Genomic DNA, 24,272 nt, shown 5'->3' on the forward strand with positions numbered 1-24,272 from the left:
CGTGCTCACCCGTTAGGAAGGAGGGTGCCCGTCCGGGTGGGCGGCGGCGTGTGTCTGCTTGCGCGACAGCGTGATCCGGCGCAGGGTGAGGTCGACCTTGATGATCCGCACGGTGAGCATGTCGCCGACCTGGACGACGTCCTCGGGTCGCTCGACGTGCTCCTCGGCCAGCTCGCCGTTGGGTACCAGCCCCTCGAAGCCGTTCTCGGCGTCCTCGATGCGGACGAGGGCGCCGAAGGGAAGCAGTTTCGTGACGGGCCCGGTGACGATCTCGCCGACCCGCCGCACGAGGTCCGCCATCGGATCGGGCAGCAGCGCCTTCAGCGACAGCCAAGCGCTCTCGCGCGCCATGTCCACGCCGAGGATCACGGCGGTGATCTCCTGGCCGACACCGACCACCTCGGAGGGATTCCTGACGATCCGCCAGGACAGTTCGGGAATGTTGATCATCGCGGTGAAGCCGCCGATGTCGACGAACGTGACCAGGAACGGCGCGATCTCGGTCACCGTCCCGGTGACGATCTGACCCGGCCGCAGGGTCTTCAGGACGGCCCAGTCGCGGTCGCTCGCGGTCGGCTCGGTCCGCCATCGGGCGCGCAGGACACCGTCAGCGTCGGGCAGGACGGCGGTGAGCAGAGGGCGGCGCTCATCGGAGTACACCGACAGGGCGGCCGCCGCGCGGGCACCGGTGACCCGGGCGGTGAGTTCGGGGAGGCGGGTCTCGTCGGCGATGGCGCTGGTGATCACGCCGTCCTCGTCCTCCCAGACCAGCTCGATCATGCCCTCCTCGGAGAGACCGGCCAGGACGGCGCCGACGTCGGCGGACAGGTCCGGCCAGACGGCCAGCCGCGCACGGGGCCTCAAGCGGGCACGAACCTCATCGAGGGACCCGCCATCGAGCCGATGCCAGCGCGTGGCATGGTCCACATAGGTCTCCTCCAGGATCGCCGCCCGGAAGCCGATCACCAGCCAGTGCAGCCGCGCCCAGAAGTCGTCGTCGGCGGGACGCTGCTCACCCGGCTCGTCATGGTCGGCCGCGTAAGGAGAGGCCTCCACGCGCTCGGCGAACAGGCCGAGTTCAGCGACGCGGGCCAGCGCGTCCTCGCAGGGCCGGTCGCCGCCGATGTAGACGTACTGGTCCCACCCGACATGGACGGCGAACACGCCCTCCACTTCGAGACGGCACCACGTGCCACTGTCGCGCAGCATCGCCCGGACCAGTTCCAGGCCCAGGGCCAGCGAGACCTCCGCGCCGTCGTGGAAACCGGTGAGGTCGGGCGGGAAGAGCCCGGCCAGTCCGTGGCCCTCCACGGCCGGTTCCACTCCGAAGCCGAGACCGGCCGCGATCTGCGGCTCGCGGACGACGAGGTGGTCGACGCCGATGGCCTCGGCGAAGGCGGCCACCGCCTGCAGGTAGGCCGACTCGACAGGTCCCTGGTCGCCGACCGGCTCGGCGGAGCCGATGTAGACGCCGTGCTCGTCGCGATCGGCGGGATCGTATTTCGTGACGCGGTAGACGTATGGGAGCACGGACACGAGCGCGAGTTTACGGACGGCTCCGCATGTAGTTGTTGAGCTGGCATGTCGGCCACGTGCTGCCCGTCCGCCGGTCAACTATCAGCGGACAGTGCCCGACGCCATCGCTGGCGGAGGTCTATTGGACGAGCATGATCGTGAACTGTCGTCCGTCTCGGGACATGTTGTAGGTGAAGCCGAGCTTGCCGCGGGTTTTGAGTAGCATCGCCTCTAGAGTGCGGCGCGCTAGCGACGATGCTGATGACTTCATCGCCTGAGTTGACGGGCCTAGCTCGCGTGCGAGCGTCGAAGGTGGCGGGGTGGTGTATTCGCAGGATGATCGCCCGTGGGGAGGCCGCGGCGCCTTGGATGAGCCCCTAGATGATCAGACCATCCGTCTCGTCCACGAGCGATGAGGTGCGTAGCATGTGTTCATGGATCAGCCCCAGGGTGTTCAAGGTCAAGCTAGTTCAGAGGGTCCCGACCTGACTCCAGAGGAGGTGGCGGAGCTTGCGGAGGCTGAACTTGAAGCCCGCCCTGTTTCGTACTCCGGGGCTGACTTTGATGTGGAAGGGCTAGTACGTCGACTTGATCGTGGGGATATCGTTATTCCTACATTCGGGCACGGTGATCCAACTCTTGAGGTTGCCGGGTTTCAGCGAGCTTTTGTGTGGCGCCGACCACAAATGGATCGCTTTATTGAATCCTTGCTGCTTGGATACCCAATTCCGGGAATTATGCTAGTTGAGCAGGTTGACAAGCGTTATCTTGTTCTTGACGGTCAGCAGCGACTGCGTACGCTCAGCTCGTTCTATTCTGGAGTGCATGCCGGGAAAGAGTTTGCACTTCAGAATGTTGCGTCCGATTTTAAGGGCCTTACCTACCGAAGCTTGCCCACTGAGCTCCGGCGCCAGCTCGACAACACCTTCATTCAGGCTACGATCGTCAAGACGGACGGCACGACTGAATCACTCGAAGCCATCTATCAGGTTTTTGAACGCTTGAACGCTGGTGGCACTCAGCTCACTCCCCATGAGATTAGAATTGCTTTGTATCCTGGTCCGTTTGTTGATTTGCTAACGGAGCTAAATGGTCTGCCCAATTGGCGGGCGCTCTATGGCAAGAGGTCTCCGCGAGTTCGGGATCAAGAGCTTATTCTTCGCATCATCGCTCTCTATCTCAATCTGGATGGCTACGAAGTACCGTTGAAGAAGTTCCTAAACGACTTCCTCGGTGCTCACAGATTCCTTGAAGACATTAATGTGGAGGAGCTGCGTGCTCGGTTCTCGGATGCTGCAAGTCTCTTGCTTGCGGCTGCGGGTCCTGCGGCGATTCGATACCAGAGTACTCAGGTGAACACCGCGCTTACTGAAGCCCTGTTTGTGGGCTTGATGCGCCGTCTAAGCATATCGGAGATAATCGCTTCGCAAGTGAAGACCGGAATCGACGCGCTGGCCAAGAATGATCGCCTATCACGTGTGATATCGGGAAGTACTGCGACTGAGGAGTATGTTCGAACGCGAGTGGCGCTGGCGTCGGATCAGTTCATGAACGAGTCATTATAGCTATGGCTGGGAAGAGTTGGCCACCTCAATCGCTTTATGGTCTTAAGCTCCAATTGGACGAGCTTGCTGACGCGATAGGTCAACGGCCCAGCAAGCGGCCGTTGGGGGAGCAGGTCTGGCTTACGCGATTCTTTGTGGTCAGAATATGTGGGTATCTCGAGCAAGTAGTTTACGAGGTAACGCGCGAACATGTTCGTCAGAAGTCCGGTGGACGCATACAGGATTTCTCTCTAACGTGGCTTGAAAAGACGAGGAATCCGTCAAAGGCCAATCTTCTCGATCTGGTGCGCCGATTCGGGGTGGATCTTTGGGAAGATCTTTCTCGTTTGCTAGATAGTAACGATGAGGAACTGTCGCGCGAACTAGCGTTCCTGGTGGATAGAAGAAACAAGATCGCTCATGGCTTGAACGAAGGTGTTACTGAATCGAAGGCTCTGGCCTTGAAGGGTGCGGCAGAACGTGTGGCGGCTTGGTTTATCGACGCACTGAAGCCAAACTAAGGCCAACTCGTGAAGCTGTGGGTGGTTCTGCTATACCACTCCTGACACGTTCCGGCTCCCCGACAAAGCCGATGATGCCCGCCGCGTCTTGACGACCTCATCGCCTGCTGTGATCGCGTCGCCCAGACGCACAACTTCGGCAAGGGCATGGGAATGGCCGCTCCACAGATCGGCATCGACTGCGCCGTATCGCCTACGCCCCCGGCGTCCCTGAGTCGCTGGTCCTGCTCGACCCCCGCATCATCGAAACCGCAGGCGCCATCGACGAGCAGTACGAAGGCTGTCTGAGTGCAGAACCTGCTGCAACCACTGCCCCTTGACCAGCGACCAACGCCTGGGGCGTACCGACACAGCCAGGACCACCTCGGAGCTGCTCCACGGTGGACACCACCCATCCAGCCAGTCGGTAAACCTTCCCGGTCACCGCACTAACCGTGCCCGAATGGGAGCATCGATTCATGCGTCCGACGGCTAAGCCACTGCCTCTCCTCGCCTCGATCGGTGTCACGGTGCTGGTGGCGGCCGGTGTGTTCGGCGGCTACTTCCTCGGCGCGACGGGTGACTCCGGCCCCCGACCGGCGGGGAACAGCCCGTACGAGGTGGCCATGGCCCTCCTCGCCGGGATCGGGGAATCCAGCCCCGCCGCGATCGAGGACCTGGTGCCGGCGAGCTACGAGGCGGAGACCGCCGTGGCGCAGATCCTGGCGTCGCGAGGCGGCCAACGGCTCTACTTCTCGTCCCTTGAGTTCGTGGGCGGTGACACCACGAACTACTGGACCATGCGCTTCACCGCCACCACGGGCGGTGGCGGCCCCTCCTACAGCGATGCGCTGCTGGTGTTCCTGGAAGACGGCCGCTGGTGGCTCGGGTTGGGGACACCGAAGTAGACCTTTCGTTCACCGTCAAATGCATCGCCGGGACAGCGGTCCCCGCCCCAGACTCCTCTCGCAATCATCCGATGGAGGGGATCCGATGAACCTGAAGCGAAAGATCACCGGAGTGGCCGCCGCCCTGGCCGCCGCTCTCACCCTGTGCGTCGTGTCGGCCGCGCCCGCCCAGGCGGCCGACGGCTGGGTCATGGACGCCCGCTGCGACGGCGCGCTCTGCCTGGCGATGTACAAGTACACCTCCGGCAACCAGGTCTACATCCGCGACGAGCACGCCTCGATCAACAGCATCTGGCTGGCGAAGGGCGACCTCGACATATGGGGGCCGACCGAGGACTTCGAGCGGCACGCCATGGACGAGCACGAGACCGGCCGCGACGTCGGCGTCTGGGTCGCCAAGGGACGGCTCGTCTGCGGACACGCCAAGAAGTGGGGCCTGGGCGAGACCACGTTCTGCCTGGTCGCCTGACATCGTGCCCGCCGGGTGGAACCCCACCCGGCGGGCACGCCCCGGACAGTGGAGTGTCCAAAGGAGAGGTTCGTCGATCTCGGGAGTTCCACCCGAGGGCTATGTAGGCTACCGTCACAGGATGATCTCTCGCCTGGTCTCCCTGACGGTGGCGATCGTCGCAGCGATCGGCTGGGCGATCGGCATCGCGATCGTGCAACCCGCGACGCAACCAGAACAGTTCGGCTCGACCAACACCTACTGGGCGCGTGACGCACGGCTGATGCTCATCGCGCTTACCCTGGCCGCCTTCGTCTGGGCGGTCAAAGGCGACTGGCGTCGGGTCGCGGCGGGGGCCGCCGGTGCGCTGGCGTGGGTCGGCGTCGACGTGGCCCTGGACCGCGCCGAGCTCTCCGGTACCCGGGCCGCCGTCATCACCGCGACGATCGCGGTGGCGGCGATGGTGGCCGCGTGGCTGGCGGCCAGGCCACAGGGGACGCACGCGAACCGAACCGCACTGATCCTGGCCGGTGCGGTCGCGGCGGTGACCACGGGCATCGGGGCCGCGATCGAGTCCCCGACCGACACCGAGCCGAGCTTGACCGTCGCCGGTGCGCTCATCGGCGTCCTGGGGACGGTCGTCGTCCTCGGCTGCGCCTTGGCCCTGGCACCCTCAGGCCGTGGCGTCCTCTTCGGAGTGGGCGCGGTGGCGCTGGCGATCGTCGCCGGAATCCGCCTCACCTCAACAGAACCCACGGCGCTGCTGCTCGGTCTCGCCCTGGTGGCGTTGCTCGTGGCCGCACTCGGCGTCCACGCGACCGGCAACCGGCGCGTCACCACCTGGGCCTCCGGGATCGCGGGAACACTGGGCGCACTGGTGTGCCTGGGGATGCCCGTCATCATGATGAGCATGGTGGTGGGCACGGGAACGCTCCTGACGGCCCTGGCGGGCAACCCGCCCATCAACGCCGCCGACGAGGACGTCCTGCTCTCGGCGAGCGCCGCCATCGTCGGCCTGGCCATCGGCGCGATCCTCGTCAAGATCGCCGATGCCGCAGCGGACGCCCCGCGGCGAGCCCGCGCTTACGCCGCCAGCCAGCCGCCTCGCGACCACATGTGGGAGGCCCGGCGCGAAGGATGGGACGTTTGAGCGGCGCGGTCCGGTCAGGGCATCAGCCCTTCAGCGCCGCCCGCAGCCTTCGCGCGTAAGCCAGCCGCGCCTCGGTCGCCACCAGGGCGATCCGCCCCTCCCGGTACAGCCGATCCCCGGGATAGCGCGGCACCACGTGGGTGTGCAGGTGCCACACGTCCTGATTGCCCGCAGGCTCATTGTTCTGCCGCGTGGTGACCCCCTGGCAGCCGTCCAGGACCTCCCGCATCGCCACCGCGACCTCGCGCACGAGGTTCATCACCGCGTACCCGGCCTCGGCCGGAAGCGCGTACAGGTTCTCGTGATGCTCATTGGGGACGACCAGTGCGTGCCCGGGATTGCGCGGCCACCAGTGTGGCGACATGATCGCCGTCGCCCCCTCCGTGCGCCGCAGGACGTCGGCCTGCCCGGTCAGCCCGGTGTCGCCACCGGCGATCAGCACGCAGAACGGGCACTGGTATCCGGGCGGCTCGTGGGTGATGTCCATGAGCGATCCTGGCATGTGGGTTCCACGGAGGAATGATCATTACCGGCGGCTCATGCCGGTGGCGGGTCGATCCACACCAACCGCGTTCGCCCGCCGTGGCCGTGGATGGCCTCGATCTCGCTCCAGTGCCGAAACGACTCGTGCTGCCGGATGCCGCTGGTGGTTCCGCGCCAGTAGATGACGGCGCTCCCGTCGTCCCACACGGCGCCATCGGCGATCACGCCACAGCCGCTGACTCGGGAAACGTCGACCTCGCGATACAGCGCGACTCGTGCGACGCGCGACCTCCCGGCCATGGTGCTCATGACTCGTCCGGGGCGTGATCGGCCGGGATGAGCCGGGCGAGGGCCTGGATCGCGCGGTAGTGCAAGGCCTTGACGGCGCCATTGGTGAGTCCCATGACCTCGCCGGTCTCACCGACGCTCATGTCGGCGTAGAACCGCAGGAAGAGGCACTCACGCTGCCTGGCCGTGAGTTCGGCGAAGGCGGCGGACAGGGCCGCGCGATCGGTGGACTGCACGAAGCGTTCGTGGGGGGATGGTTCTTGGCATGGGCGCTGCGGTGATACCGGCTCGTGAGACAAGGTCACGTGCCGGGAGAAGGCGCTCTTGTGATGATCCCGGACCAGGTTGCAGGCGATCACCGTCAGCCAGGCGCCGATGTCCTTGCCCTGCCACTCGAACCCGGAGATCGCCTTCCATGCGCGGGTGAACACCTCCTGGACGAGATCATCGAGGTCCTTGAGCGCCGGACCGGACATCCGGTTGCGCAGGACGCGGCGGACCTGGTCGACGTTCTGCGCGTAGATCTCGCTGAATGCCTCGCTGCTGCCGTTCTTCGCGCGTGCGACGGCCACTGGCGGTGAGGTGATCTCGGTGGTGTCCGGGGCGGGAGCGGTTGCGAAGGCGGCGAACCGGGCCCGGGGACGCGGGGGACGCAGGCGCTCGGCCCGGGTGCGGTTCGGCCGCTTGTGGACGGTGACGTCCATGGCGTTCTCCTGAGCGAAGAGTCGTGGTGATGGGGGCGGGGGCCCGGACCTGTGCCCACTTCGTCCGGGCCCCCTGGGCGTGGCGGGCGGGCCGGGGAGCATCGCGCCCGCCACTGGTCTAGGGGCTCGTCTTCGCGGCGGACCCCGTCTCGGGGTCGCGGCCGTTGACCAGCCGGATGGCGCGCAGCAAGTCGCAGGGTGCGGACGTGAAGCAGCGCAGGCAGTCGCCGGTGGCGCCGCAGGCGGCGTGCTCGGCCTCCGCGGTGGCCAGCGAGTCGTGGTCGGCCCGGCGCAGGGCCGCGAGCAGGTCGGTCATCGCGCACCTTCCGCCGTATGTGAGTGGTGGCCGTGCCCGCCGATCCGCGCGAGCTCCCGTGCCCGGGCGATGGGCCCGCATGGTCGCCGCACATTGCAGCGCCTGCACCAGTCGGAGCGCTTCAGGCCGGAGGTGACGGGTGGGACGCCGTGTTCGGCGTGCTGCTCTTCGGTCTCGGCGAGGTAGAGGTGGCCGGCGAGTTCCGCCGCCCAGGTGAGCCACTCGGGCCGTTCGTGCTTGGCGCGCAGGATGTGCTTCGCTTTATCGATGAGGACCGGATGCTGTGGATTCGGTGCAGCTGGTTCCATCGCAAACTCCCTGGTAGATCGGGTGCTGCATAGCGACCATGGCACATGACGCTACTAGATGCAAGGACAGATAGCGACAGACTGTAGTTTGTGCGTGTACCTTTTGTGTGCACCGCGCCGCGACACGCGTGCGATGCCCGTCTGGGGGCGGGGCGTCGGCCACACTGATCCGGCGTACGGAGGAGGGAGACCGACGAATGACGAAGCGACCGCTCGGCCCGACCGTCAGCCAGCGCATCATCGGCGCCGAGTTGCGAATGTTGCGAGAGGCGGCGGGCCTGACCTGCAAGGAGGTCAGCGAACGCGTCAACTTCTCCGAAGCCAAGGTCAGCCGGATCGAGACGGCACGGAACTCCGTGACGCCGAACGACTTGAAGTTCCTACTCGACGCCTACGACGTGACGGCGGACAAGCGCGCTGAGTTCATCGAACTCGTGAAGCCGCGCCGCAGGCAGAAGAGCTGGTGGAACGCCTACCGGGACATCGTTCCCGAGCGCCGATGGGTCTACGTCCGGCTCGAAGACGAGGCCGAGGGCCTGCGCAACTATGAGACCGCGTTCATCCCCGGCCTGCTCCAGACCGCCGACTACGCCGACGCGATCATGAAGGTGACCTCACCGGAGGCAACAGCGGAGGTCCGGCAACGGCGAGTCGACGTTCGCCTCGCCCGGCAGCAGGTACTGACCCGCGAATTCCCGGTGCACCTCTGGGCGATCATCGACGAGGCGGCCCTTCTGCGCACCAAGGCCCTCCCGGCGGCGGTCGCCAACGAGCAGTTCCTCCACCTGGTCGAGGCGGCGAAGCTGCCGAGCGTCACGATCCAGGTGCTGCCGCTGTCCGTCGGCCCGCACCCGGCAATGGACGGTGCCTTCACGATCATCGACTTCCCCGACCCCGCCGGGCAGGTCGTTTTCCTCGACTCCCGGACCGGGGGTATGTACCTGGAGGAGGACGAGGAGATCCGGGCCTATGACCAGGATTTCGACCACCTCAGGGCCGAGGCGCTCGGCAAGAAAGACTCCGCCGCCCTACTGGAGGCTCTGGCGCGGGACAATTGAGGCGGCAGTTACAACCGAACAGGGAGCCGATAATGGCCCAGCCCGACCTCACCCACGCCCGCTGGCGCCGCTCCACTCGCAGCAACGGTGGCGGCGGCAACTCCAACTGTGTCGAGACCGCACTGGTGGACGGTGCCGTCGTCGTCCGCGACTCCAAGGACTGCGCCGCATCGGGCTACCCCGTGCTGTTGGCCGATCGCGTCAACTGGACCGGCTTCATCGCCCTGCTCAAGGGTGGCGCGCTCGGCCGCTGAGCAAGGATGGTCGGCGGCGAGGCGCGGGGCGATGGTAGGTCCGGCCCCGCCGCATGATGGCCGTAACGTGGCCCTCTACATCGCGAGCCATGGGGTCCATGTTCACGAGCAGCGCCCGACGATCTGCGAGGCCAATGGGAGAGCGGTCAGCAACGATGAGCCTGTCTAGGCGCGCGTATGCCGAAGCGGTTGAGTTCCTGCAAGGCGCCTCGGTATCGGAAGTGGCCGACTACGCCGCCGGCCTCGGCCTGACTCCGCCCGATGATGAGCCCGGCTGGCGGCTGATCCTCGACTACCCGCCCGGCCACGATGAGCAAGAGCGCTTGGTCTGGACTCGCACCCTCTACAGCGTTATTGAGCCCACAGACCTGTAGCCCACTGGCCCTCGCTCGCCTATACCCACCGGCTGGCCGCCGGCAGACACCTTGATGAGCTGGAGACCTGGAAACCTGCCGTGGGCTGCGCCCCCCCCGGTGGCGAGCCGGAGGCCTGGAGGTCTGTGTAGAAGTCGTTGCTCATGGCTCGGCCGGCCGGGCCCCTGGCGTGGTTGACGAGGTCCCAGCTGTCGATAGGCGACACAGGCGAAATGCACCCTGAACGCGGTGTTCGCCGCAAGACTGGCTGGGTGGACGAGACTGAAATCCTCACCGGCGCGGAGACCTACCAACGGCTCGATGCGACGGGTCGGGAGGCCTTCGATGGCGAGTGGGCCCAAGTACTACACGTTGCGGCCGTTGACCTGGATCTGGAGCCGCTGGTGCTGATGGTGTGCCGCTGGTGGATCGCCGCAGGAGGTGGAGGAACGCGAGCACAGGCAACGCGTGCGGAGTTCGACCTGATGCGTCTGCCACGTGCGGTGAACGGCCTGTCGGGTGCCCCGCCATGTGGACGGACCGCCACAGAGATCGCCGGCGTACTGCCCGACGAGCAGCGCTGGGAGTTCGAGGCCGCATGGGGGGCCGAGTGCCGCGATGCGGTCGGGGCACGGGATTGGAATGGCCTATGGAGCCTGACCAGTGCCTGGTACCACACCCTGCTGGCCACCGAAGATGATCTCGCCCGGGATGAGGCGTTCATCGAGCGAGTGGATACCGCGATCGCAGACGGTCGACTTGACGATCTCTACGTCGACGGAACTCTCGTCCGTCGAACGTGACCCGGGCCAGGTTTCGCGGCCGAGCCCGTAAGGAATGGCGCGGATCAACCGGTGATCCGGATGACCACGATGCCGACTACGAGCCGTACCGCTCGACGCGGATGACGCGGGTCAGGACGGTGTCGTCGCGCGAACCCGCTAGAACACCCACCGCAGGAAGGACGACAGCAGCAGGAACAAGGCCGCGATGAGCAGCGAGATCACCAGCTTGACCTTGACGCTCCTCCTCTTCCTCGTCGTGGCCAGCCACAGCCTGATGCCCGCCCCGATGGCCGGCAGCATGAAGACCGCGGCGATCGCGTTGGTGAGCACCTGCTCGGACACGGGTCCTACCGACGACGCGACGTTGTGGCCGGCCACCACCGAGATCACCCGAACCTCGCTCACCGCCAGCACCGGCAACACCGCGCACAGAGCCCATGCCAGGACCCCGGTGACGACCTGCCGGACCGCACGGTCGCCCGGTTCGCCCTCCGGAGCCTGCGTGGACATCGCCTCCTTGCGCAGCCGTTCGTACCGCCGTACCAGGGATCTCAACTCGATCGCGGCGGCCAGCGCGATGACCGGGATGACCTGGGCGAGGAGTGCCGCGTATTCCTTCGTCACCCGCCACTTGTAGCAACGGGGTGCAACCGGGCCGGTGGCGAGCGGTCCCAGAAGTTTGTAGACCATGGTTGACAAACTCGGTTCCTCCGCTAGTTTGTAGATGCTGTTCTACAAACCTGTGGGTGGAGGGCAAGTGGTCAAGGAACTGCTCGGCGTGGCCGACATCGCCGCGATGTTCGAGGTCGAGCCCAAGACGGTCAGCATGTGGCGGCTGCGGTACCCGGGATTCCCCGAGCCCGACGTCGTCATCGGCAACACCGCGGGCTGGGACCCCGAGCGGGCCGCCGAGATCCGCGCCTGGGAGAGCCGCCGTCCCGGGCAGGGGCGGCGGGCGATGATGGCCGACCACGTCCAGGAGACGCTGCGCCGGACCTTCATCTTCCGGTTCATGCGTCCCGACGACTTCTCCTCGGCGCCGATCGACTTCCCGGGCGTCGTCTACGAAAACGGGCGCCTCGCCGAGGGCATGCAGACCAAGGCCGCCGAGCACCTCATCGAGGCCCTCCACGACGGCGGCTGCGAGATCGTCTTCCAGGATGCCGGAGCCGACGTCGTCGAGGCCGTCCGGCACGTCCTGTGGGACCAGTGGACCGAGGACGAGGTCGGCGGCCACGAGTTCCTCGGCGAGCTCTTCGACGACCACGGCCGCATCTACCACGGCTGCACCGCCTTCGACGCCGCCGCCTACACGCTGCAAAGACTCGCCGCGCTCGGCGCCGACATCCTCCCGCGCGAGTCGTACCCGCGGGCACCGGGCCGCAAGGCGAACTGACCCACCACTTCGGACTGGAGACCCCATGGAAACCACCAAGCGCGACATCGAACCCGCCGCCGGACGGCTGGGCGTCCTCATCGTCGGACTCGGCGCCGTCGCGTCGACCTTCATCGCCGGTGTCGAGCTGATCAGACGCGGACTCGCCGAGCCCGTCGGATCACTCACCCAAATGGGCACCATCCGCCTCGGCAAACGCACCGAGGGACGCGTCCCGCACATCCGCGACTTCGTGCCGCTCGCCGGACTCGACCAGCTGGTCTTCGGCGCCTGGGACCCCGTCGCCGACAACGCCTACGAGGCCGCGCTGAAGTGCGGCGTCCTCGACCGGCTCACCCACATCGAACCGATCGCCGGTGAGCTCAAGGCGATCGAGCCGATGCCGGCCGTCTTCGACCAGAACTACGTGCGCCGCATTGAGGGCGCCAACGTCAAGACCGCGACCGGTAAACGCGCGCAGGCCGAGGCCCTGCGCGACGACATCCGCGCCTTCAAGACGGCCCACTCCTGTGACCGGCTGGTGGTGATCTGGTGCGCCTCCACCGAGACGTTCATCGAGCCCGGCCCGGCCCATGAGGACCTGAGCTCGCTGGAGGCCGCGATCGACGCCGACGACGCCAGCGTCCCGCCGTCGATGCTCTACGCCTATGCCTCCCTCATGGAGGGCGTGCCGTTCATCAACGGAGCACCCAACCTCACCACCGACGTCCCGGCCATGGTCGAACTCGCCCACAACACCGGTGTCGCCATCGGCGGCAAGGACTTCAAGTCCGGGCAGACCCTCCTCAAGACCGTGCTGGCGCCGATGCTCAAGACCCGCATGCTGGGGCTGCAGGGCTGGTACTCCACCAACATCCTCGGCAACCGCGACGGTGAGGTGCTGGAGGACCCCGACAGCTTCCGCACCAAGGAGAAGACCAAGCTCGGCGTCCTGGAGCACATCCTCCAGCCCGATCTCTACCCCGAGCTCTACGGCGACTTCCACCACAAGGTCCGCATCAACTACTACCCGCCCCGCGGTGACAACAAAGAGGGCTGGGACAACATCGACATCTCCGGGTGGCTGGGCTACCCGATGCAGATCAAGGTGAACTTCCTCTGCCGCGACTCGATCCTGGCCGCACCTCTCGTCTTGGACCTCGTGCTCTTCACCGACCTCGCCCAGCGCGCCGGGCTCAAGGGCATCCAGGAGTGGCTCTCGCTCTACTTCAAGAGCCCCCAGCACGCGCCCAGCGTCTATCCCGAGCACGACCTGTTCATCCAGCAGACCAAGCTGAAGAACACGCTGCGCTGGCTGATGGGCGAGGAGCAGATCACCCACCTGGGGATGGAGTACTACGAGGACTGACGGCTCCCCCCGGCCGCCGGCGCGCTCGCCTCGTATATTCGCTATCCGGCGGCCGGAGTGGCGTGGTACACATCCGCGGTGCCAATCATCTTGGAGTTTCCCGAGGCCCTGCGGCTGATCGAGGCCGGTTCCGCGAGGTTCCGCGCCGCGATCGCCTCCGTGCCCGACCTTGACGTCCAGGTCCCGACCTGTCCGGACTGGACGCTGCGTGAGCTGGCGCAGCACCTCGGTGACGGCCGTCGCCGACAGGCCGCGATCGTCGCGGCGGGACCAGGTGCGGAACCTCCGGCGAAGACGTCCCCGACGGGCGCTCCGACCGCGCCGCGCGACCGGGAAGCCCTGGACGCCTGGCTGGATGAGGCGACGCAGTCGATGCTGGCCGCGATGCGCGAGGCGGGCCCGGACCGGGGTTGCTGGACCTGGTGGGGCACCTCGCAGGCCCCGCAGACCAGCGGCGCGATCGCCCGGCACCAGGTCCAGGAGTTCGCCGTCCACACCTACGACGTCCAGGTCACCCTGGGCTCCCCGCAGCCGCTGCCGACCGAGGTCGCCGTCTACGGCGTCCCCCAGTTCCTCACGATGGTCTCGGCGACGACCGTCCCGTGGCCGTTCAAGCCCGCGACCATCGACCTGCACATCACCGAGGGCGGCTCCTGGCGGGTGAGCCTCAACGCCGACGGCGTCCGCTGCGACGACCTCGCCGCCGACGCCGAACCCGGCGACATGGTGATGCGTGGTTCGGCCAGCGACATGGTCCTCTACTTCTACGACCGCATCTCGTACAACGGGCTGGAGATCAGCGGCGACACCGAGCCGATGGATCAGCTCGCCGTCTGGGACCCCGACGCCTAGAGAAGCCGGCGCGACTTCGGGGGGTTCGGCGAGATCGGCCGGGCGATGGAGCACGACTCCCCGAAGCCGCTGCTCCGTCTGGCCACCGTCCGCGATCGGGCGCAGGGGCTCAGTCACTAGATCAGCACCCGCACGGCCTGTGCCAAGATTCCCGAATGGTGGCAGAGCCCAGCGCGGATACCCATCCACTCGACCGGCATCGCGACCCGTCCCGAGTAGCCGTCGTCCAGGGCCTGGCCGCCGAAGTGGCGGCCCACCACGGCGGTGACCTCACGCGGATGCGGCGAGCGAACGGGTACTCGAACGCGACGTGGGTCGGTGACGGCATCGCCGTGCGGATCGCGCACACCCCCGTCGACATGGCGCGCGAGGTCGCGCTCGTGCGCGCTCTGCCGCCAGAGGTCGGGCACCCGGAAATCCTCGGGGAGGGCACCGTCGAGGGTCACGGCTGGATCGTGACCGCGGAGGTTCGCGGCCGGAACCTGCACGAGGCATGGCCGGCGCTGACACCCGCCGAGCAACGACGGGCGGTCGGTCAGCTGTGGGCTCGGGCCCAGTGGCTCTAAGGGTGGTTTCTGGGCATGGACACCGATCGGTTCGACACCACCACGCTGAACGAGGCCGAGAGCCGCTTCCAGGCCGCGCTGCTGGACAGCGATGTGCCCGCGCTCGACGCGTTCCTGCACGAAGATGTCCGCTTCACCGGCCCCGACGGTTCCACGATCGACAAGGCCGCCGACCTGGCCGCGCACCGGGGGCGGACGCTCGTGCTCAGCGAGGTCGGCGAGGTCAGCCGTGAGGTCCAGGTCATCGACGGAGTCGGTGTCACCCGGGCGACCCTGCACCTCGTGGGTACCTTTGCCGGCGACAAGATCGAGGCGACCATGGCGTACACGCGGACCTGGGTCCCGTCGGCGGACGGCTGGGTGATCGCCGCCGCGCACGGGTCGCCGGTCGCGCCCTAGCGCCGGGGCCGCAGGGGTTGCCTCGTCCCCGGGCGGGGTCAGGCGCCCTTGCGCTTCCGCTGCGTCATCCGTACGCCCGCCGTTGTCAGCAGGAGCATCACGAAGGTGACACCGCTGAGTATCAGTGCGGAGGCCTGCACGTTGGGGTGCATCCTGTCGCCCACGTTCTCGGCCATCGTGAACCAGTACATCGTGATCAGCAGGTGCGCCGACGCGCCGGAGTAGCGGGCGAAGAGCGGCAGCTTCGGGTACCGCCAGAGCAGAACCGAGCCGAAGCAGAAGATCGGGGAACCCACGGCACAACCGGCGAGGATCAGCTCCGGGTACACCGTGACGACCAGCGGCGTCAGGATCAGGATCAGCGCGCCGAGGACCATGAGCGCACCGGCGATCACCGGGATCGCGATGGAGGGAGACTTCGGCGCGGGCGGGAAGTTCGGGGCCGGCGGGTAGGACGGCGACGGCTGCCGCCTGGGCGGCGGTACCGGCGCCGCCTGGTACGGCGGCTGAGGCCGCACCTGTTGCTGTGGCGGCGGTGCGGGTACCGGTGCGGTGGTGGGCGTGGACGGCGCCACCGCCCGCAGGGCGCCTTCGGCGACGACCGTCTCGGGTTGTTCGAGAAGGGTCGGCGCCATCCCCGTCGTCTGGTGCAGCAGGGTCGCCACCATCGGCACCCGCGTCGACCCGCCGACGAGGAACAGCCCGGCCACGTCCGGCGGCCGTACCTGGGCCTCGCGGATCGTGGCCATCGTGACGTCGACGGTGCGTTGCAGCGCGGCCTTGGCGGCGTGCTCGAAGGCTTCGCGCGACACGTGCACGTCGCGTTCGACGACCGGTACGAGGACGTGCGCGTTCGCCTGCCGGGACAGGGATTCCTTGGCGTTGCGGGCGTCGTCCCACAGGGTCCGGAAGTGCCGGCGGTCGGCGGGATCGCGCGGCTCGCTCAACCGCTGCCACTCCACCGGTGCCGAGGGCTGGACGGCCGCGGCGATCTGGGCGACGACCAGGGCGTCGAGATCGACGCCGCCGAAGTCGTCGACGCCCCGGTACGCCAAGGGCTCGAAGCCGGTGGCCTCGCGTCGCACCACGCACACGTCGAAGGTGCCGCCGCCGAGGTCGTACACGATCACACTGCGCCCGACTGGCACCTCGTGGTGGAGGTTCGCGGTGAAGTACGCGGCGGCCGCCACCGGTTCGGCGACCAGCGTCGGACGCGGCAGTCGCGCCCGTTCGGCGGCCGTCGACAGCATCCGCCGCCGCACCGGACCCCACTCGACGGGACAGGTCATGACCAGATCGGTCACCGGGCCACCGGCCGTGCGCGCCGCCTCCACTGCGACCCGCGCGAGGGTGTGCGCGGCGAGGTCGGCAACCGGCCAGGAACGGTCGCCGAGCAGGATCTCCACGTCGTCGATGCGGCGCTTGGGGTTCGGCTCGTACCGGGAGGGTTCCAGCCGCGCGCTGTGCTGGGCGTCGCGTCCGGTCAGGACGGCGCCGTCGGGCTGCGCGTAGACCGCCGAGGGCAGCAGCGGCGAGCCGTCGAATAGCAACGGCCGAACCCGCCCGTCCGGGAAACGCAGCATCGCCACGGTGTTGGAAGTGCCGTAGTCCACGGCGAGCCGGTAGTTTGCCACAGCGGGGAGGGTACCGAGCCGACTCCAGGGATGGCGCCGGGGCGGCGGGACGCCCAGGCCGCGGAGAGTCCACCGGTGAGTCTTGGCCGGGTGGGGCGTGGCGGGGCCTCAGTCCCACCGGGCCAGGATGAATAGTCCGGGCCGCGTGGCATCAGTGTGGAAGTCCCGCAAGGCCGTGAAGTGCTCGGTGAGGTATCCCGGTGGATCGAGACCGCCGATCGCTTGCGGGGTGGTGCAGGGCCGCCACATCGACACCGGAGGCACCGTCTGGGATGCGTTCAAGCGCTTCGAGAGTGGAGGCCACCGCACCGGCCAGTCGGCAGGTGTGAGAATGCAGTGATCATTGCAGCAGTCGCTCCGACTGACCTGAGGGTTGCAAGGATCGACTTCGGTCAGGTCGGGCCGTTCGGTGCGGATTCGTTGCAGGAGACGGGTCTTGGTGGCGCCGGAGCTGTCCTCCGTGAGATCTGCCATCCCGATGTCAGCGGCGACCCGTCAGGAACCGCCGGCCTCACGGGCCCTCTCGAACCACACACCAGCCTCATCAAGGTCGCCGCGCTGCTTGAGGAGTAGCCCGAGGTTGTTCATAGCGTCGGTGTTTCCGGTGTCAGCGGCGCGGCGGTACCAGGTCTCGGCCTCGTCGAGGTCTCCGCGCTCGGTGAGCAGGAGCGCGAGGTTGTACATCGCGCCGGGGGCAGCGTCGGGTGTCTGGGCTGCGCGGGTGATGGCGGAGAGGGCGATGTCGGGGCGGTGGTGGCGGAGGTAGGCGGCTTGGGCGATCACGCCGGCCTGCTCGGGTGTGGCGTGGGTTTGGAGGATGGTCCAGGTGGTGTCGGGGACGGGCTGGTCGTGGAGCGGGCTGCCGGGCTGGTCGGCGCGGTCGGTGAGGTAGTCGGCGGCGGTGCGTAGCCTGACTGAGTGAGCCCCTTCGAACGCGTGGCAGCCGGTCTTCGCCGTGGCGTAGAGCTGGTCGCCGAGGGGCAACGCCTCCTTCAGCAGGCACGTCAGGCGTTCCGCACGGCCGCTGGGCAGTTAGCGGATGGCGACTCAGGGGGCAGGTGACGAGCGCACCACGAACGCGGCGCAGAGCGTCCAGCAAGCCAATGAGCAGCTGACCCGTGGGTATGCAGAAGGCGTTGACGCGGCGACTCTGCTAGGGGACTACCAGGCGGCCATCGGAGCTGCCGCGACCGAACCGGTCATCTCCAACGCGTACGAAGACACGCCACCGCGGCCGATCACCAGGGCCGTACTCGACGCCGTGAGAATCGTGCGCCCCACCCAGGGCAAAAGGTCGCGGGTGCGGGCTTCGATGAGAACGGGGTGCCGATCAACACCGAACCGGTGTGCAACGGCTCCCAGGAGCAGCTGACCGATAATCGTGCAACCGTTCGCGACGAGCGAGTCTTCCCAGGCAGACGCAACCCGAAGTGGGCGCATCTCGATGTTGTGCGCTCCCACGTGGAAGGGCACTTCGCGGCGTTACTGCGGCTGGAGGACGGTCCACGGGAGATCACCCTTGTGGTGAGTCGGGAACCGTGCAGTGAACCGGAGTCGTTGCAGGGCTGCGAGGAGCTGCTGCGAGACATCATCCCCGTGGGGAAGGCCATACACGTGTTCGTTGGTGGCGTAGACGAGAACGGCAGGAGCCTTGAACTGCGATACTTCAGGAGCTATTGGGGCACCGGGAAGGGGGTGAAATGACGACACGGACCGCCTGGTGGGGGCTGGACGACCTGGAGCTGGCAGGCCCCGAGGCCGTTGGTGACCTGTTCGAAGAGATCACCACCCGCTGGTACACCTCTGGTGTCCGAGGCGTGCGTGTCTTGTGCGGTCCGTCAGAAGCGGGCGTGGACGGTGCCGAGCTCCAGGTCGACATTGATGCTGAAGAGGGTCGAGCACATGTCGTATGGCTCCCAAGCGGGGAGGTTGGGTGTGAGCCGGGCGCGGCATCGCACCATCGAGACTTGACTGTGCATGTCCAGCCTGGTGAACCCAACACAGTGGTGCCTGGCCGGTTGTGCCGGGTGACTCCCAAGTTCGCTGCGGAAGCGGTCGAGGAGTACGCCATGACGGGGACCAGAGCAGTGTGTCTGGCCTGGTTCGTGGCCGGGATCTCCGGCTCGGAGGCCGAGTTTCGGCCCGCTGAGCGGCTTGAGCGGGCACTTGCCTTTCATCTGGCGAATAGGGCGGCAACGAAGGTCGGGAGTGTCCGCCTCGTTGAGGAGATCCCTGCTGCTCCGCTTGTCGATCCCACCCTGGTGAAGCAGGTCGCCGCTGCAACCGCAGCGGCTGGGGGCGACGGACCAACCTTCGAAGAGGCTTTGCGGTTTGCGTCTGCAACGGTGCGGACCCGGGCCGATGCACCAGTTGGGAATGAGTGGGTGCCGGAGTTCTCATGGCACGGAGGCATGGAGATTCAGGTCGTCTGGAGACGCGACCAGAGTGACGCCCTGCCCGAGCCCGATGCCGCCCTAGCCGAGTGAGGACCCTCGACTGGCGCTGCGGCGACAGCCGACTCGGTTTGTACCCTCATGTTGATCCGTTGCGGATCGCCAGCGGCTCTGGCGCGGGCTGCCGTGTGGCGAACGCCGCCACGCCCACCCCTGCCACCGCACCTCCCGCGGGCTAGGCTGATCACGAGCCCTGGGCATGGGCTGCGGACGAGGGAGCAGTACCCGCACGGACAAGACTGACTCAGAGGGGTCCGTCATGTCCTGGCTCGTTCTCATCCTCTCCGGTGTGCTGGAGGCGGTGTGGGCCGCCGCGCTCTCCGCCTCGCACGGGCTGCGCCGATGGCGCCCGGCTCTCCTTTTCGTCGTCGCGCTCGTCGCCTCCATGGCGGGGCTGGCCTATGCGATGGACGACCTGCCTGCGGGCACCGCTTACGCCGTGTGGGTCGGTGTCGGCGCGACTCTCACGGTGGTGTGGGGGATCGCGCGGGGGCAGGAGGAGGCGACGACGGCGAGGGTGCTGCTTTTGCTGCTGCTCGTCGGTTCGGTGGCCGGGCTCAAGGCGGTGAGCTGAGATGCCGTGGCTGATTCTGCTGGCCAGTGCGGTCTTCGAGGCCGTTTGGGCGACGGCTTTGGGGCGCTCGGACGGGTTGTCGCGGCCGGTGCCGACCGCTGTTTTCGTCGTGACGCTGGTGATCAGCATGCTGGGCCTGGCGTGGGCGGTGAAGCACATTCCGATCGCCACGGCCTATGCCGTCTGGACCGGTATCGGTGCCGCGCTGACCGTCGGGTTCGCGATGGTCACCGGTGCCGAGGCGGTCTCGGTGTGGAAGCTGGTGTTCATCGCCGGGATCGTGGGCGCGGTGGCGGGGCTGAAGCTGCTGCCTAAACCGCCCGGCCGATCGACGGGTAGTCGCGGACCAGGCCGGACGCGTCGAACTCCACCTCGCGGGTGAAGCCGGGGCTGGCGAAGCGCACGGACGCCCCGTCGTCCAGGCGGCGGACGAAGGTGTAGGTCTGCGTGGAGGGGACCACGGCGAGGTCGGGGACCGATACCCAGGCCATGAGGAAGTCGACCGGCCCGCCGCCGTGCAGGAGGCCCGCCCGCAGGACGGGCATGGTGTTCGTCAGTGGCGACAGGCCGAGGTCGCAGTCGAGGGCGCCGGTCAGTGCCGCCGGGTCTCCGCCGGGTGGCGGGAGGTCGGGGCTCCCATCGGCCTCGGTGTCGATGGTCCACGTGCCGTCGTGGTGGCGCAGGTCGAGGCGGCGGCGCCAGGAGCCGCCCTCGGTCTCGACCAGCAGCCGCGAGGTGACCCAGCCGTGTGTGGTGGTCAGCCGGTAGGTGAGGCGGTAGGGCATGGGGTCGCCGCCGACGGCGGTGCCGGTGGCGATCAGGTGGTCGGCGGCGAGGTCGATGCTGGCGTACTCCGCGCCCTCGGGCTTGATCCAGGTGCGTGTGTGCGTCATGCGGGGACGATACACAGAGGACGGCCGGTGCCCGCATGGTTGCGGGCACCGGCCGTGGCTTGGGGGCCGGTCGGCGGCTACTGCGCGAACATCCCCTTGATGGCGACCGTCGTGGGCGCGGTCGGCCCGTCGCCGGCGGAGGGTGCGCCCCAGCCGCTTCCGGCGACCGTCGTGGGCGCGGTCGGCCCGTCGCCGGCCGAGGGTGCGCCCCAGATGATTCCGGCGACCGCGAGGGCGGCGATCGCGGCGGCGATGAGGATGCGGCGGGACCGGCCCGGCCGGGCCGTGGGGCTCGTTGAACGTTCGAATGACTCCATGAATACTCCCCGTGTTCGTGCCCGCCGCACTAGGGCGGGCCGTTCATGCAGTGTTCCACTCGTGGCCGTTCGGTGGGGGGCGGCCGCATCCACTGTGGACGCACCTCCCGGACCGGGAGGGCGGCGCTTCGGCCGGATGAGCCTGGGACCGAGGAAGGCCAGGACCAGGCTTCCGTTGATCAGGACGAAGGTGAGCGCGTCGAAGTCCTGGCTGCCCGCGACGACGGCCACCAGGTAGGTCATGCCCGGGACGCCCGAGGCGAGCAGGGTGACCACGATGGGCGGGGTGCGCTGCATGCCGAACTGGAGGACGAACAGGGGCAGCGCGACGCCGAGCAGCGCGAGCGGCACGATGAGCGCGCCGGTCGCGCTCGTGAGGGAGCCGATGGCGTCGCCGGGGTGGAGCAGCAGGAGGCCGAGGGCGAGCAGGTAGGTGAGGTGGAAGCGGTGCGCCGTCACGGTCACCGGTGACACGTCGAGCCTGCCGAGCCGGTGCGAGAGGGTCGCGATGCCGGCGGCCGTGATACCGGCGATGGCGGCGAGGGCGAGGCCGCCGCTGAGCTCGATGGCGGAGTGCGTCGTTTCGCCGGTGGAGGCGCGCAGGGCGGCTCCGAGTGCGAGGGCGAGGGCCGCGGCGCCGAGGAGGACGGCGCGCAGGTCCCTGGTGTTGGGCCGTCGTAGCGCGCCGAGTGCGAGTGCCAGCGGCCCGATCCCCGTCTCGATCGCGGCGGCCAGGGCGGCGGGGGCGAGGGTCAGGGCGGTGTAGAAGCCGAGGAAGGTGACCGCGGTGGCGCCGTTGAGGAGCGCCATCACGCGCAGGCGCTCTCCTCGCAGCGGCTCGCGGGGTCTCACGCCGTGTCGGCGTCTTTGGATGATGCCCGCGGCGAGGGCGGAGGCGCCGAAAGCGATGAGGGACAGCAGCAGGCTCTCGTCGCCGTCGAGGCGGTCGGAGAGCAGTCCGTTGGTCACGGCCTGCGCGACGATCGCCGCTATGACCAGCCTTGTTCCGTTCACGGTTCCTCACCATCTAACGTGTTTGACGGTGAGGAGTGTGGCACGGCATGATCAACCGGCGCAACCGGCTAAGTGTTTAGTCGGTTAGCGGGGTGCTGAGGAAGTGGCGGATCTGCTCGGTGACGGCCCGGTGATCGGGGGAGAGCCAGATGAGATGACCGTCGGCAGTGGACTCCAGGAGCCGGGCGTGGGGGATGCCCGCGGTGAGCGCCTCGGCGTGCGCGAAGGGCACCGCGGCGTCGGTGCGGGTGGCGATGACCAGTGCCGGCTGGACGACCTCGGCGGTGAGGTCGGGGCACGCGATGAGGTCGTTGCAGAATCCGGCGCCCGAGCGCATGCGGGCGAACAGGCCGATGGCCGTCTCGCGCTCGGCGGGTGTCAGCGCCGCCAGGACGTCCCCGACGGGCTTGGCCGAGAGGCTGCCCATGAGCGAGCGGAGCCCCAGCGTGGGGGCCGTGCGTAGGAGGGCCCGCATCATCGCCCAGGTGGCCCGCTCGGCGGCCGGGTGGAAGACCACCCGCGCGCCCAGCCGGGTGAACCGGCCCGGCCAGGGTTGGAAGCTCACCGCGCTTTCCAGTAACAGGCGCTCCACCAGGCGCGGGTGGCGTGCGGCCATGGCGACGGCGGTGCGGCCACCGGCGGACACGCCCACCACGGCCGCGAGACGGCCGACGCCCACGTGGGCGCACAGCTCGGCGGTGACGTCGGCGAAACCGGCGGGTGTGGTGCCGGTGGTCAGTGGGGTGCGGCCGTATCCGGGCCGGGAGGGCACCAGGACGCTGTAGCCGGCGCCGGTGAAGTCGGCCTCGCCCAGGGCGAGCCCGGCGCGCATGTGCCCGCCGTAGAAGATCACCACGGTCTCGTCGCCATGGCGGTCGAATCGGTACTCGATCGGCCCTGCAGCCAGGTCGGTGACGGTGGTGGGCAGGTCGCTGGGGCGCATCGGTCCGGCCGTCCCTTCAGCCCCGGGGGTCGCGGGGATCCGGGCCCGACTCTACGCAGACACACGCCGCCGCAGGGGGCACGCCGGTTCTCAAAGACACGAGACGGCCGGTGCCCGCGTCATTGGGGGCACCGGCCGTGGCTTTCGCACCGTCAGCGGCAGGGCCGCGCGTGCGGGAACTTCACCGACACGTCCACATAGCGCGGACGGTAGTTGTCGACCTCGGTGTACAGGTCGCCGGTGTTGAAGCTGTTGACGTTGTAGGTGATCAGCAGCCGGTGCCCGTTGCCGAGCTCGGGGTGGGCCTTGGCGTTGTAGGTGAAGACGTTGCCGCCGGTCTCCGGGGTCGTGTACAGCACGGTCTTGCCGGTGTAGGGCCCTTCGATGCTGGACGCCCGGTAGGCCACGATCTTCGCGGAGAGCGGCTCGGTGGCGTCGCCGGTGACGAGGGTGAAGCGTCCCTGGTAGCGCGTCACGCTGAACTCGTTGGACACCCCCTCCAGGATCCGCCCGGACGTCGTCCCCCAGACCCCGGCGTTGAAGTACTCCCAGGCGGAGGTGGTGAGCTCGCCGCTGGGGACGCGGGCGAGGTGGGCGTACTTGTGCGCCTGGAGGTCCTCGACGCCGAAGACGTAGGTGTAGCCGTCGGAGGGGTCCTCGTAGAACGCCGAGCCCCAGTTGATGGTGGACTCGGGCAGCTCGGTGACGCCGGTCAGGCTCATGTCGCCGGTGTCGAAGGTGGCCACGGCGTTGCCGGCGAAGGCGAAGTCGAAGACGCCGGTGCCGGTCTTGACGAACTCCAGCAGCATCACCCGCAGGGAATCGCCCTCGACAGTGGCGTCGCCGAACCAGTACCAGCGCTGGGTCTCATCGGCGCCGGCGACCTTCACCAGCGACTCCGGCGCGGACGCCGTGCCGCCAGTGTAGGTGGTCAGCTCGCCGTCGTCGTCCACGACGATCGAGTTGTGCACGAAGGGCGAGTCCTGCGGCCTGCCGTGGTTGGCGTCGACTTCGCCGAGGAAGGTGTCGGAGTAGATCCAGGCGATCGACCCGTCGGGCAGCGGGACGCTGTAGGCGGAGTCGGCGCCGGTCCAGCGTCCGGCGGTGTCGCCGTAGGTGCCGAAGCGCTCGGTGAGCTCCTCGTTGACCGAGGACGAGACGCGCGGGTCGCAGTTGGGCGCGGCTTGCGCGGCGGCGGGGACGGCCAGGGCGATGAGGCCGGTGACCAGGGCGGTACCGGTGGAGAGGGTGCGGAGGGACATTGTGGTC

The 24,272-nt window shown here is 68.1% G+C and carries 30 protein-coding genes, 1 pseudogene and 1 riboswitch; of the genes and pseudogenes, 17 read left to right on the forward strand and 14 right to left on the reverse strand.

The genetic code is table 11. The features are described 5' to 3' along the window. Positions 1-12 precede the first annotated feature (12 nt). Complete coding sequence (locus QSK10_RS14635; RefSeq protein ID WP_285663340.1) at positions 13-1,536, reverse strand: S1 RNA-binding domain-containing protein; 1,524 nt, start codon at positions 1,534-1,536, stop codon at positions 13-15. A gap of 413 nt (positions 1,537-1,949) precedes the next feature. Between QSK10_RS14635 and QSK10_RS14640 the strand changes: the two genes are divergently transcribed. From QSK10_RS14640 to QSK10_RS14660, 5 genes are all read left to right on the forward strand, one after another. Next, complete coding sequence (locus QSK10_RS14640) at positions 1,950-3,080, forward strand: DUF262 domain-containing protein (RefSeq protein ID WP_285663341.1); 1,131 nt, start codon at positions 1,950-1,952, stop codon at positions 3,078-3,080. Between the two features lie 53 nt (positions 3,081-3,133). Then, a complete protein-coding gene (locus QSK10_RS14645) occupies positions 3,134-3,580 on the forward strand; it encodes a HEPN domain-containing protein (RefSeq protein ID WP_285663342.1) in 447 nt (148 codons plus the stop codon). Between the two features lie 458 nt (positions 3,581-4,038). Further along, positions 4,039-4,467, forward strand: a complete 429-nt coding sequence (locus QSK10_RS14650; protein ID WP_285663343.1) for a hypothetical protein — start codon at positions 4,039-4,041, stop codon at positions 4,465-4,467. A gap of 85 nt (positions 4,468-4,552) precedes the next feature. Further along, positions 4,553-4,936, forward strand: a complete 384-nt coding sequence (locus tag QSK10_RS14655; RefSeq protein WP_285663344.1) for a hypothetical protein — start codon at positions 4,553-4,555, stop codon at positions 4,934-4,936. Between the two features lie 121 nt (positions 4,937-5,057). After that, positions 5,058-6,065, forward strand: a complete 1,008-nt coding sequence (locus tag QSK10_RS14660; protein WP_285663345.1) for a hypothetical protein — start codon at positions 5,058-5,060, stop codon at positions 6,063-6,065. Positions 6,066-6,087: 22 nt separating this feature from the next. On the opposite strand, the gene QSK10_RS14665 is transcribed toward QSK10_RS14660, so the two are convergent. The 5 genes from QSK10_RS14665 to QSK10_RS14685 form a co-directional block, all read right to left on the reverse strand. After that, positions 6,088-6,552: an HIT family protein gene (locus QSK10_RS14665; protein WP_285663346.1), complete on the reverse strand. Its 465-nt coding sequence runs from the start codon at positions 6,550-6,552 to the stop codon at positions 6,088-6,090. Between the two features lie 50 nt (positions 6,553-6,602). Then, on the reverse strand, positions 6,603-6,857 hold the full coding sequence (locus tag QSK10_RS14670) for a hypothetical protein (RefSeq protein WP_285663347.1): 255 nt from the start codon (positions 6,855-6,857) through the stop codon (positions 6,603-6,605). Beyond that, positions 6,854-7,540, reverse strand: coding sequence for an RNA polymerase sigma factor (locus tag QSK10_RS14675; RefSeq protein WP_285663348.1), 687 nt, complete (start codon positions 7,538-7,540; stop codon positions 6,854-6,856). Before QSK10_RS14675 ends, QSK10_RS14670 begins: the two co-directional genes overlap by 4 nt. 118 nt (positions 7,541-7,658) lie before the next feature. Beyond that, positions 7,659-7,856: a hypothetical protein gene (locus QSK10_RS14680; protein WP_285663349.1), complete on the reverse strand. Its 198-nt coding sequence runs from the start codon at positions 7,854-7,856 to the stop codon at positions 7,659-7,661. Beyond that, complete coding sequence (locus QSK10_RS14685) at positions 7,853-8,164, reverse strand: hypothetical protein (RefSeq protein WP_285663350.1); 312 nt, start codon at positions 8,162-8,164, stop codon at positions 7,853-7,855. The genes QSK10_RS14680 and QSK10_RS14685 overlap by 4 nt, the downstream gene beginning before the upstream one ends. A gap of 197 nt (positions 8,165-8,361) precedes the next feature. Here QSK10_RS14685 and QSK10_RS14690 point away from each other — a divergent pair, with 197 nt between their 5' ends. From QSK10_RS14690 to QSK10_RS14705, 4 genes are all read left to right on the forward strand, one after another. Continuing rightward, positions 8,362-9,222: a helix-turn-helix domain-containing protein gene (locus tag QSK10_RS14690; RefSeq protein ID WP_285663351.1), complete on the forward strand. Its 861-nt coding sequence runs from the start codon at positions 8,362-8,364 to the stop codon at positions 9,220-9,222. Between the two features lie 32 nt (positions 9,223-9,254). Then, the gene (locus QSK10_RS14695; RefSeq protein WP_285663352.1) at positions 9,255-9,476 is read left to right on the forward strand and encodes a DUF397 domain-containing protein; all 222 of its coding nucleotides are present in this window, start codon (positions 9,255-9,257) and stop codon (positions 9,474-9,476) included. Positions 9,477-9,631: 155 nt separating this feature from the next. Then, positions 9,632-9,850, forward strand: a complete 219-nt coding sequence (locus tag QSK10_RS14700; protein WP_285663353.1) for a hypothetical protein — start codon at positions 9,632-9,634, stop codon at positions 9,848-9,850. A 251-nt stretch (positions 9,851-10,101) separates the two neighbouring features. Then, positions 10,102-10,632 carry a DUF6247 family protein gene (locus QSK10_RS14705; protein WP_285663354.1) on the forward strand — a complete coding sequence of 177 codons (531 nt, stop codon included), beginning with the start codon at positions 10,102-10,104 and terminating at the stop codon, positions 10,630-10,632. A gap of 138 nt (positions 10,633-10,770) precedes the next feature. On the opposite strand, the gene QSK10_RS14710 is transcribed toward QSK10_RS14705, so the two are convergent. Beyond that, positions 10,771-11,238, reverse strand: coding sequence for a hypothetical protein (locus tag QSK10_RS14710; protein ID WP_285663355.1), 468 nt, complete (start codon positions 11,236-11,238; stop codon positions 10,771-10,773). A gap of 133 nt (positions 11,239-11,371) precedes the next feature. Between QSK10_RS14710 and QSK10_RS14715 the strand changes: the two genes are divergently transcribed. The 3 genes from QSK10_RS14715 to QSK10_RS14725 all read left to right on the forward strand — a co-directional run bounded on the left by QSK10_RS14715 (position 11,372) and on the right by QSK10_RS14725 (position 14,210). Further along, positions 11,372-12,010: a hypothetical protein gene (locus QSK10_RS14715; protein WP_285663356.1), complete on the forward strand. Its 639-nt coding sequence runs from the start codon at positions 11,372-11,374 to the stop codon at positions 12,008-12,010. 25 nt (positions 12,011-12,035) lie between these two features. Then, entirely contained in the window at positions 12,036-13,358 is a 1,323-nt protein-coding gene (locus tag QSK10_RS14720) for an inositol-3-phosphate synthase (protein WP_285663357.1), read from the forward strand. A gap of 78 nt (positions 13,359-13,436) precedes the next feature. Beyond that, positions 13,437-14,210, forward strand: coding sequence for a maleylpyruvate isomerase family mycothiol-dependent enzyme (locus QSK10_RS14725; RefSeq protein ID WP_285663358.1), 774 nt, complete (start codon positions 13,437-13,439; stop codon positions 14,208-14,210). A gap of 116 nt (positions 14,211-14,326) precedes the next feature. Here the strand turns inward: QSK10_RS14725 and QSK10_RS14730 are convergent, their stop codons facing one another. Continuing rightward, positions 14,327-14,656 (reverse strand): hypothetical protein, encoded by a 330-nt coding sequence (locus QSK10_RS14730; RefSeq protein ID WP_285663359.1) that lies wholly within the window; start codon positions 14,654-14,656, stop codon positions 14,327-14,329. A 135-nt stretch (positions 14,657-14,791) separates the two neighbouring features. Between QSK10_RS14730 and QSK10_RS14735 the strand changes: the two genes are divergently transcribed. Beyond that, positions 14,792-15,175: a nuclear transport factor 2 family protein gene (locus QSK10_RS14735; RefSeq protein WP_285663360.1), complete on the forward strand. Its 384-nt coding sequence runs from the start codon at positions 14,792-14,794 to the stop codon at positions 15,173-15,175. A 38-nt stretch (positions 15,176-15,213) separates the two neighbouring features. On the opposite strand, the gene QSK10_RS14740 is transcribed toward QSK10_RS14735, so the two are convergent. Further along, the gene (locus tag QSK10_RS14740; RefSeq protein ID WP_285663361.1) at positions 15,214-16,809 is read right to left on the reverse strand and encodes an Hsp70 family protein; all 1,596 of its coding nucleotides are present in this window, start codon (positions 16,807-16,809) and stop codon (positions 15,214-15,216) included. A 495-nt stretch (positions 16,810-17,304) separates the two neighbouring features. Further along, positions 17,305-17,793: a tetratricopeptide repeat protein gene (locus QSK10_RS14745; RefSeq protein ID WP_285663362.1), complete on the reverse strand. Its 489-nt coding sequence runs from the start codon at positions 17,791-17,793 to the stop codon at positions 17,305-17,307. A gap of 276 nt (positions 17,794-18,069) precedes the next feature. On the opposite strand from QSK10_RS14745, the pseudogene QSK10_RS14750 reads away from it, so the two are divergent. The 4 genes and pseudogenes from QSK10_RS14750 to QSK10_RS14765 all read left to right on the forward strand — a co-directional run. Next, a pseudogene (locus tag QSK10_RS14750) lies at positions 18,070-18,513 on the forward strand (DddA-like double-stranded DNA deaminase toxin); the annotation flags it as partial. Then, a complete protein-coding gene (locus QSK10_RS14755) occupies positions 18,510-19,295 on the forward strand; it encodes a hypothetical protein (RefSeq protein ID WP_285663363.1) in 786 nt (261 codons plus the stop codon). The pseudogene QSK10_RS14750 and the gene QSK10_RS14755, both read left to right, overlap by 4 nt. Before the next feature lie 152 nt (positions 19,296-19,447). Then, positions 19,448-19,511, forward strand: a riboswitch (guanidine-III (ykkC-III) riboswitch). Between the two features lie 10 nt (positions 19,512-19,521). Continuing rightward, a complete protein-coding gene (locus tag QSK10_RS14760) occupies positions 19,522-19,836 on the forward strand; it encodes a DMT family transporter (RefSeq protein ID WP_285663364.1) in 315 nt (104 codons plus the stop codon). Position 19,837: 1 nt separating this feature from the next. Further along, positions 19,838-20,218, forward strand: a complete 381-nt coding sequence (locus QSK10_RS14765; RefSeq protein WP_285663365.1) for a DMT family transporter — start codon at positions 19,838-19,840, stop codon at positions 20,216-20,218. Here the strand turns inward: QSK10_RS14765 and QSK10_RS14770 are convergent. The 4 genes from QSK10_RS14770 to QSK10_RS14785 form a co-directional block, all read right to left on the reverse strand. Beyond that, positions 20,148-20,729, reverse strand: a complete 582-nt coding sequence (locus QSK10_RS14770) for a putative glycolipid-binding domain-containing protein (RefSeq protein WP_285663366.1) — start codon at positions 20,727-20,729, stop codon at positions 20,148-20,150. The genes QSK10_RS14765 and QSK10_RS14770 overlap by 71 nt on opposite strands. 77 nt (positions 20,730-20,806) lie before the next feature. Continuing rightward, positions 20,807-22,060 (reverse strand): EamA family transporter, encoded by a 1,254-nt coding sequence (locus QSK10_RS14775; RefSeq protein WP_285663367.1) that lies wholly within the window; start codon positions 22,058-22,060, stop codon positions 20,807-20,809. 76 nt (positions 22,061-22,136) lie between these two features. Next, on the reverse strand, positions 22,137-23,003 hold the full coding sequence (locus QSK10_RS14780) for an alpha/beta fold hydrolase (protein WP_285663368.1): 867 nt from the start codon (positions 23,001-23,003) through the stop codon (positions 22,137-22,139). 152 nt (positions 23,004-23,155) lie between these two features. After that, complete coding sequence (locus QSK10_RS14785; protein ID WP_285663369.1) at positions 23,156-24,265, reverse strand: DUF5005 domain-containing protein; 1,110 nt, start codon at positions 24,263-24,265, stop codon at positions 23,156-23,158. Positions 24,266-24,272: the final 7 nt, after the last annotated feature.

The sequence above is a fragment of the Actinorhabdospora filicis genome, assembly GCF_030269765.1.
Taxonomy (GTDB): Bacteria; Actinomycetota; Actinomycetes; order Mycobacteriales; family Micromonosporaceae; genus Actinorhabdospora; species Actinorhabdospora filicis.

Coding starts and splice junctions, on each gene's coding strand:
- QSK10_RS14695 (WP_285663352.1), top strand. CDS start 9,255: ATGGCCCAGCCCGACCTCACCCACGCCCGCTGGCGCCGCTCCACTCGC.
- QSK10_RS14650 (WP_285663343.1), top strand. CDS start 4,039: ATGCGTCCGACGGCTAAGCCACTGCCTCTCCTCGCCTCGATCGGTGTC.
- QSK10_RS14685 (WP_285663350.1), bottom strand. CDS start 8,164: ATGGAACCAGCTGCACCGAATCCACAGCATCCGGTCCTCATCGATAAA.
- QSK10_RS14640 (WP_285663341.1), top strand. CDS start 1,950: ATGGATCAGCCCCAGGGTGTTCAAGGTCAAGCTAGTTCAGAGGGTCCC.
- QSK10_RS14700 (WP_285663353.1), top strand. CDS start 9,632: ATGAGCCTGTCTAGGCGCGCGTATGCCGAAGCGGTTGAGTTCCTGCAA.
- QSK10_RS14665 (WP_285663346.1), bottom strand. CDS start 6,552: ATGGACATCACCCACGAGCCGCCCGGATACCAGTGCCCGTTCTGCGTG.
- QSK10_RS14655 (WP_285663344.1), top strand. CDS start 4,553: ATGAACCTGAAGCGAAAGATCACCGGAGTGGCCGCCGCCCTGGCCGCC.
- QSK10_RS14670 (WP_285663347.1), bottom strand. CDS start 6,857: ATGAGCACCATGGCCGGGAGGTCGCGCGTCGCACGAGTCGCGCTGTAT.
- QSK10_RS14675 (WP_285663348.1), bottom strand. CDS start 7,540: ATGGACGTCACCGTCCACAAGCGGCCGAACCGCACCCGGGCCGAGCGC.
- QSK10_RS14770 (WP_285663366.1), bottom strand. CDS start 20,729: ATGACGCACACACGCACCTGGATCAAGCCCGAGGGCGCGGAGTACGCC.
- QSK10_RS14780 (WP_285663368.1), bottom strand. CDS start 23,003: ATGCGCCCCAGCGACCTGCCCACCACCGTCACCGACCTGGCTGCAGGG.
- QSK10_RS14760 (WP_285663364.1), top strand. CDS start 19,522: ATGTCCTGGCTCGTTCTCATCCTCTCCGGTGTGCTGGAGGCGGTGTGG.
- QSK10_RS14765 (WP_285663365.1), top strand. CDS start 19,838: ATGCCGTGGCTGATTCTGCTGGCCAGTGCGGTCTTCGAGGCCGTTTGG.
- QSK10_RS14660 (WP_285663345.1), top strand. CDS start 5,058: ATGATCTCTCGCCTGGTCTCCCTGACGGTGGCGATCGTCGCAGCGATC.
- QSK10_RS14755 (WP_285663363.1), top strand. CDS start 18,510: ATGACGACACGGACCGCCTGGTGGGGGCTGGACGACCTGGAGCTGGCA.
- QSK10_RS14720 (WP_285663357.1), top strand. CDS start 12,036: ATGGAAACCACCAAGCGCGACATCGAACCCGCCGCCGGACGGCTGGGC.
- QSK10_RS14785 (WP_285663369.1), bottom strand. CDS start 24,265: ATGTCCCTCCGCACCCTCTCCACCGGTACCGCCCTGGTCACCGGCCTC.
- QSK10_RS14680 (WP_285663349.1), bottom strand. CDS start 7,856: ATGACCGACCTGCTCGCGGCCCTGCGCCGGGCCGACCACGACTCGCTG.
- QSK10_RS14690 (WP_285663351.1), top strand. CDS start 8,362: ATGACGAAGCGACCGCTCGGCCCGACCGTCAGCCAGCGCATCATCGGC.
- QSK10_RS14735 (WP_285663360.1), top strand. CDS start 14,792: ATGGACACCGATCGGTTCGACACCACCACGCTGAACGAGGCCGAGAGC.